Genomic DNA, 6,237 nt, shown 5'->3' on the forward strand with positions numbered 1-6,237 from the left:
TGCCTATGCTCGCCCTCGGCAAACTGCTTGACCTGACGCTTGGCGGCCGTGAGCCGGGCGAGAAGACTCAATCGACATCAGCAGGTCTGCGCCTGCGTTGGCTGGGGGAGGGCGCGCTGGAAGTGACGCCGCCGAAGGTGGACGACGGCACCTTGCACCTGCTGCTGTCGGCGGGTATTCACGGTAACGAGACCGCGCCGATCGAGTTGCTCGATCAATTGCTGCAGGGCATCGCCAGGGGCGAGATCGTGCCGCAGGCGCGAGTCCTGTTCCTGTTTGGCAGCCCAATGGCGATGCGTGCAGGCCAGCGTTACCTTGAGCAGGACCTGAACCGCTTGTTCAACGGTCGGCACGAATCGTCGAGCGGTTTCGAAGCGCTGCGTGCTGCCGAGCTGGAGCAGTACGCCCGCACGTTCTTCAGCGTGGCTGGGCGCAATCGCCTGCACTACGACCTGCACACCGCGATCCGCGGCTCGAAGATCGAGCAGTTTGCCCTGTACCCGTACAAGGACGGCCGCCAGCATTCGCGCCGCGAGTTGGCGCGCCTGAGCCAGGCCGGGATGCAGGCGGTGTTGCTGCAGAGCAAGACCTCGATCACCTTCAGTGCCTTCACCTACGAACAGCTCGAAGCCGAGGCGTTTACCTTGGAACTGGGCAAGGCGCGCCCGTTCGGGCAGAACGAAGAGGTCAACCTTGATCGTTTGCACAAGCGCCTGGTGCAGATCATCGAAGGCAAGGAGCCGGCGGTCGACGACAGTTTCGACGGCCTGCAACTGTTCAGCGTGGCCCGCGAAATCATCAAGCACAGCGACCACTTCCACCTGCACCTGCCGGATGACATCGAAAATTTCTCCGAACTGAGCAAGGGCTACCTGCTGGCCGAAGATCTGGCTGAAACTCGCTGGATCGTCGAGGAGGAGGGCGCGCGGATCATTTTCCCCAACCCCAAGGTGCGCAACGGCCTGCGTGCGGGCATTCTGATCGTGCCCGATTCGGGCCAGCGCCTGAGCTGATCCGTACCATTTGTCGCTGGCTGCGCGCTGCGCGGCCAGCCTCGAGCGGCGCATCCTGGCTGATTTTCCCTGCCCCAGCGGTAATTGGCTTGCCAGCGGCCAAACCCTCGCCTTAGCATCCCCTTCAAGTTTTTAGCCGTGCTGACCTGAAATTGCCCGCAAACGACCTTTCAGGGCGCATAAACACACTGCATCCAGCTTGCAGGACCGATATAATGCGGCCCTTTGCCGTCGTTTCGACGTGTTTGCCTTAACGGCCGCCGTTTCCGTGGAAGAACCTATGAAAAGCGCAGAAATCCGTGAAGCCTTCCTTCGCTTCTTCGAGGAGCAGGGCCACACCCGTGTTGCCTCCAGCTCCCTGATCCCGGGCAACGACCCGACCCTGCTGTTCACCAATGCCGGCATGAACCAGTTCAAGGACTGCTTCCTCGGCCAGGAAAAGCGCGCCTACACCCGCGCCGCCAGCAGCCAGAAGTGCGTCCGCGCCGGCGGCAAGCACAACGACCTGGAAAACGTCGGTTACACCGCGCGTCACCACACCTTCTTCGAAATGCTGGGCAACTTCAGCTTCGGCGACTACTTCAAGCGTGACGCGATCACCTATGCCTGGACCTTCCTGACTTCGCCGCAGTGGCTGAACCTGCCCCAGGAAAAACTCTGGGTCACGGTCTACGCCAGCGATGACGAAGCCTACGACATCTGGACCAAGGAAATCGGCGTGCCGGCCGAGCGCATGGTGCGCATTGGCGACAACAAAGGCGCGCCTTACGCTTCGGACAACTTCTGGACCATGGGCGACACCGGCCCATGCGGCCCGTGCACCGAGATCTTCTTTGACCATGGCGCCGATATCTGGGGTGGCCCACCCGGCTCGCCAGAAGAAGACGGCGACCGCTACATCGAGATCTGGAACAACGTCTTCATGCAGTTCAACCGCACCGCCGATGGCGTCCTGCACCCGCTGCCAGCGCCGTCGGTGGATACCGGCATGGGCCTGGAACGGATCAGTGCGGTGATGCAGCATGTGCATTCGAACTACGAGATCGACCTGTTCCAGAACCTGCTGGTAGCCGCAGCCCAGGCCATCGGTTGCAGCAACGACGGCCAGCCTTCGCTGAAAGTCGTCGCCGACCATATTCGTTCGTGCGGCTTCCTCATCGCCGATGGCGTGCTGCCGTCCAACGAAGGCCGCGGCTACGTGCTGCGCCGGATCATTCGCCGCGCTTGCCGTCACGGCAACAAACTCGGTGCCAAGGGCAGCTTCTTCTACCAGATCGTCGCTGCGCTGGTCGCCGAGATGGGCCAGGCCTTCCCTGAACTGAGCAGCCAGCAGGCGCACATCGAGCGCGTCCTCAAGAGCGAAGAAGAGCAGTTCGCCAAGACCCTCGAGCAGGGCCTGCGCATCCTCGAGCAGGACCTGGCCCAGCTGCAGGGCACTACCGTCCCGGGTGACGTGGTGTTCAAGCTGTATGACACCTATGGCTTCCCGATGGACCTGACCGCCGACATCGCCCGTGAGCGCGAGCTGACCATCGACGAAGCCGGTTTCGAGCGCGAGATGGAAGCCCAGCGCGAGCGCGCCCGCTCCGCCAGCGCCTTCGGCATGGACTACAACAGCCTGGTCAAGGTCGATGTTGCCACCGAGTTCCTCGGCTACCAGGCAACCACGGCCCAGGCCAAGGTCGTCGCGCTGTACAAGGACGGCCAAGCCGTCGAGCAGCTGCATGAAGGCGACGAAGGCGTGGTGGTGCTTGATCGCACGCCGTTCTACGCCGAGTCCGGCGGCCAGATTGGCGATGCCGGCTACCTGCAGGCCGCCGACGTGCGCTTTGATGTGCGTGATACCACCAAGACTGCCGGTGCTTTCCTGCACCACGGTGTAGTCGCCACTGGCGCGCTGCGCGTAGGCGCCGAAGTTGAAGCGCAGGTGGATGCCGAAGTGCAGCACGCAACCTCGCTGAACCACTCCGCGACTCACCTGCTGCACGCGGCGCTGCGCCAGGTGCTCGGCGATCACGTCCAGCAGAAAGGCTCGCTGGTCGACAGCCAGCGCCTGCGCTTTGACTTCAGCCACTTCGAGGCGGTCAAGCCAGAGCAGCTCAAGGCGCTGGAAGACATCGTCAACCGCGAAGTGCGCAAGAACTCCGAGGTGCAAACCGAAGAGACCGACATCGAAACCGCCAAGCGCAAAGGTGCAATGGCGTTGTTCGGCGAAAAATACGGCGACAGCGTGCGCGTGTTGAGCATGGGCGGTGATTTTTCGGTGGAGCTGTGCGGTGGTATCCATGCCAAGCGCACCGGCGACATCAGCCTGTTCAAGATCATCAGCGAAGGCGGCGTGGCTTCTGGCGTGCGCCGTATCGAAGCGATCACCGGGGCTGCGGCACTGGCTTACCTGAACGCTGCTGAAGAGCAGGTCAAGGAAGCTGCGCAATTGGTCAAGGGTAACCGTGACAACCTGATCGACAAGCTGGCGGCGGTGCTCGAGCGCAACCGTCAGCTGGAAAAACAGCTTGAACAGCTGCAGGCCAAGGCCGCCAGCGCTGCCGGAGATGATCTCTCCAACGCAGCCGTTGAGGTCAAAGGCGCCAAGGTTCTCGCCGCTCGCCTTGACGGGCAGGATGGCAAGGCTCTGCTGGCGCTGGTCGATCAACTGAAGAACAAGCTCGGCCACGCAGTGATCCTGCTGGGCAGTGAGCATGAGGGCAAGGTCGTGCTGGTGGCTGGCGTGACCAAAGACCTCTCCGGCCAACTCAAGGCCGGCGATCTGATGAAGCAGGCCGCTGCGGCGGTTGGCGGTAAAGGCGGTGGTCGTCCGGACATGGCCCAGGGTGGCGGCGTCGACGTCGCTGCACTGGACAGTGCCCTGGCCCTGGCTGTGCCGTTCGCCGAACAGCGGCTTTGAGATGAAGCGGCCCGCTAGTGATAGCGGGCCGTTTCAGGTTGGATTGTTTATTGGGTGCCCATCACGGGCAGAGGCAGCTTTGAAATGGCGTTGATCGTACAGAAATTTGGCGGCACCTCTGTCGGATCCATCGAGCGGATCGAGCAGGTTGCCGACAAGGTCAAGAAATTCCGCGAGGCAGGCGATGACCTGGTCGTGGTCCTGTCGGCCATGAGCGGGGAGACCAACCGCTTGCTGGACCTGGCCAAGCAGATTAGCGACAAGCCGGTTCCGCGTGAGCTGGACGTGATCGTGTCGACTGGCGAGCAGGTGACCATTGCCCTGCTGGCCATGGCCTTGATCAAGCGTGGCGTGCCGGCGGTGTCCTACACCGGCAATCAGGTGCGCATTCTCACCGACAGCGCGCACAACAAGGCGCGCATCCTGCAGATCGACGACCAGAAGATTCGTGCCGACCTCAAGGCTGGCCGTGTGGTTGTCGTGGCGGGCTTCCAGGGCGTCGACGAGAACGGCAGCATCACCACCCTCGGTCGTGGCGGTTCGGACACCACTGGTGTGGCCCTGGCGGCCGCGCTGAAGGCTGACGAGTGCCAGATCTACACCGACGTCGATGGTGTCTACACCACCGACCCGCGGGTGGTACCGCAGGCGCGCCGTCTGGAGAAGATCACCTTCGAAGAGATGCTGGAAATGGCCAGCCTCGGTTCCAAGGTGCTGCAGATCCGCTCTGTCGAATTCGCCGGCAAGTACAACGTTCCGTTGCGCGTGCTGCACAGTTTCAAGGAGGGTCCAGGTACCCTCATTACCATTGATGAAGAGGAATCCATGGAACAGCCGATCATTTCCGGTATCGCCTTCAACCGTGATGAAGCCAAGCTGACCATTCGTGGCGTGCCGGATACCCCAGGCGTTGCCTTCAAGATCCTCGGCCCGATCAGCGCTTCGAACATCGAAGTCGACATGATCGTGCAGAACGTTGCCCACGATAACACCACCGATTTTACCTTCACCGTGCACCGCAACGAGTACGAAGCGGCGCACAAGGTGTTGGAAAACACTGCGCGCGAGATCGGCGCCCGTGAAGTGATCGGCGATACCAAGATTGCCAAGGTATCGATCGTCGGCGTCGGCATGCGCTCGCACGCCGGCGTTGCCAGCCGTATGTTCGAAGCGCTGGCCAAGGAGACCATCAACATCCAGATGATCTCCACGTCCGAGATCAAGGTTTCGGTGGTCATCGAAGAGAAGTACCTCGAGCTGGCCGTGCGCGCCCTGCACACCGCCTTCGAGCTGGATGCGCCTGCCCGCCAAGGCGAGTAACGTGTAGTCAGGAGGAGGGCGCGGCTTGCCGCGCCCTTCGCGTTTCCGGCCGCCGGATGGGCCCTGTCCTGTCCTCTCTGGCGGCCACACACGCTGACTGTGCGTCCCGCAGCCAGCGCGCTACCTCAGACTGTTGTCCCTGATTGAACTGCGTAAGGAGAAAGCTATGTTGATTCTGACTCGTCGGTGCGCCGAGAGCCTGATCATTGGTGACGGTGAGATCACCGTTACGGTCCTGGGTGTCAAAGGCAACCAGGTACGAATTGGCGTTAGCGCGCCCAAGGAAGTCGCGGTTCACCGCGAAGAAATCTACCTGCGAATCAAGAAAGAGAAGGACGAAGAACCAACCCTTTAATTTTTATCAGATTTTTTTTAAAAAAGGGTTTGCAAACGGGGAGGGCTCTGGTTATAGTACGCCCCGTGTTGCGGTGAGGTGGCCGAGTGGCCGAAGGCGCTCCCCTGCTAAGGGAGTATACCTCATAAGGGTATCGGGGGTTCGAATCCCCCCTTCACCGCCATTATTCGCTTAGGGCGCTTCAACTGGCCAAGATTACTAAGTCGTTGAAATTAAACGAAAAAGTACTTGGCAAATCGGTAAAGCGATCTATAATGCGCGGCAAGACATGGACTCATAGCTCAGCTGGATAGAGTACTCGGCTACGAACCGAGCGGTCGCAGGTTCGAATCCTGCTGAGTCCACCATACAACATGAAGGTTTTGCTCGCAGAGCCGGATTGTTCAACCAGTGGTAATCTGGTCTAAAACTACCAACTTGGACTCATAGCTCAGCTGGATAGAGTACTCGGCTACGAACCGAGCGGTCGCAGGTTCGAATCCTGCTGAGTCCACCATATAGCACGGTGGTTGTGCTTGCACAGGCACCTTGTTTCAACCAGTGGTAACCTGGTCTAAAACTACCAACTTGGACTCATAGCTCAGCTGGATAGAGTACTCGGCTACGAACCGAGCGGTCGCAGGTTCGAATCCTGCTGAGTCCAC

Annotated in this window: 4 protein-coding genes and 4 tRNA genes; all 8 read left to right on the plus strand. The window is 60.8% G+C overall.

Going from position 1 to position 6,237, the window contains the following annotated elements:
• Positions 1-5: 5 nt before the first annotated feature.
• The 8 genes from astE to ACIOAU_RS02820 all read left to right on the plus strand — a co-directional run bounded on the left by astE (position 6) and on the right by ACIOAU_RS02820 (position 6,236).
• The gene (astE, locus tag ACIOAU_RS02785; protein ID WP_150569799.1) at positions 6-1,013 is read left to right on the plus strand and encodes a succinylglutamate desuccinylase; all 1,008 of its coding nucleotides are present in this window, start codon (positions 6-8) and stop codon (positions 1,011-1,013) included.
• 280 nt (positions 1,014-1,293) lie between these two features.
• Complete coding sequence (gene alaS / locus ACIOAU_RS02790) at positions 1,294-3,918, plus strand: alanine--tRNA ligase (protein ID WP_150569798.1); 2,625 nt, start codon at positions 1,294-1,296, stop codon at positions 3,916-3,918.
• Between the two features lie 84 nt (positions 3,919-4,002).
• Positions 4,003-5,238 (plus strand): aspartate kinase, encoded by a 1,236-nt coding sequence (locus ACIOAU_RS02795; protein ID WP_101317730.1) that lies wholly within the window; start codon positions 4,003-4,005, stop codon positions 5,236-5,238.
• 166 nt (positions 5,239-5,404) lie between these two features.
• Complete coding sequence (gene csrA, locus ACIOAU_RS02800) at positions 5,405-5,593, plus strand: carbon storage regulator CsrA (RefSeq protein WP_043209419.1); 189 nt, start codon at positions 5,405-5,407, stop codon at positions 5,591-5,593.
• A gap of 72 nt (positions 5,594-5,665) precedes the next feature.
• Positions 5,666-5,756: transfer RNA gene (locus tag ACIOAU_RS02805), tRNA-Ser, on the plus strand.
• Positions 5,757-5,863: 107 nt separating this feature from the next.
• Positions 5,864-5,940, plus strand: a tRNA-Arg gene (locus tag ACIOAU_RS02810).
• Between the two features lie 72 nt (positions 5,941-6,012).
• Positions 6,013-6,089 (plus strand) — tRNA-Arg (locus tag ACIOAU_RS02815).
• 73 nt (positions 6,090-6,162) lie between these two features.
• A tRNA-Arg gene (locus ACIOAU_RS02820) sits at positions 6,163-6,236 on the plus strand.
• Position 6,237 lies beyond the last annotated feature (1 nt).

Source organism: Pseudomonas sp. NPDC088322 (genome assembly GCF_044740745.1).
Taxonomy (GTDB): domain Bacteria; phylum Pseudomonadota; class Gammaproteobacteria; order Pseudomonadales; family Pseudomonadaceae; genus Aquipseudomonas; species Aquipseudomonas shirazensis.

What these genes read in the sequence shown, in the direction of transcription:
- astE (WP_150569799.1), top strand. Translation starts at nt 6, where the DNA reads ATGCTCGCCCTCGGCAAACTGCTTGACCTGACGCTTGGCGGCCGTGAG.
- alaS (WP_150569798.1), top strand. Translation starts at nt 1,294, where the DNA reads ATGAAAAGCGCAGAAATCCGTGAAGCCTTCCTTCGCTTCTTCGAGGAG.
- ACIOAU_RS02795 (WP_101317730.1), top strand. Translation starts at nt 4,003, where the DNA reads ATGGCGTTGATCGTACAGAAATTTGGCGGCACCTCTGTCGGATCCATC.
- csrA (WP_043209419.1), top strand. Translation starts at nt 5,405, where the DNA reads ATGTTGATTCTGACTCGTCGGTGCGCCGAGAGCCTGATCATTGGTGAC.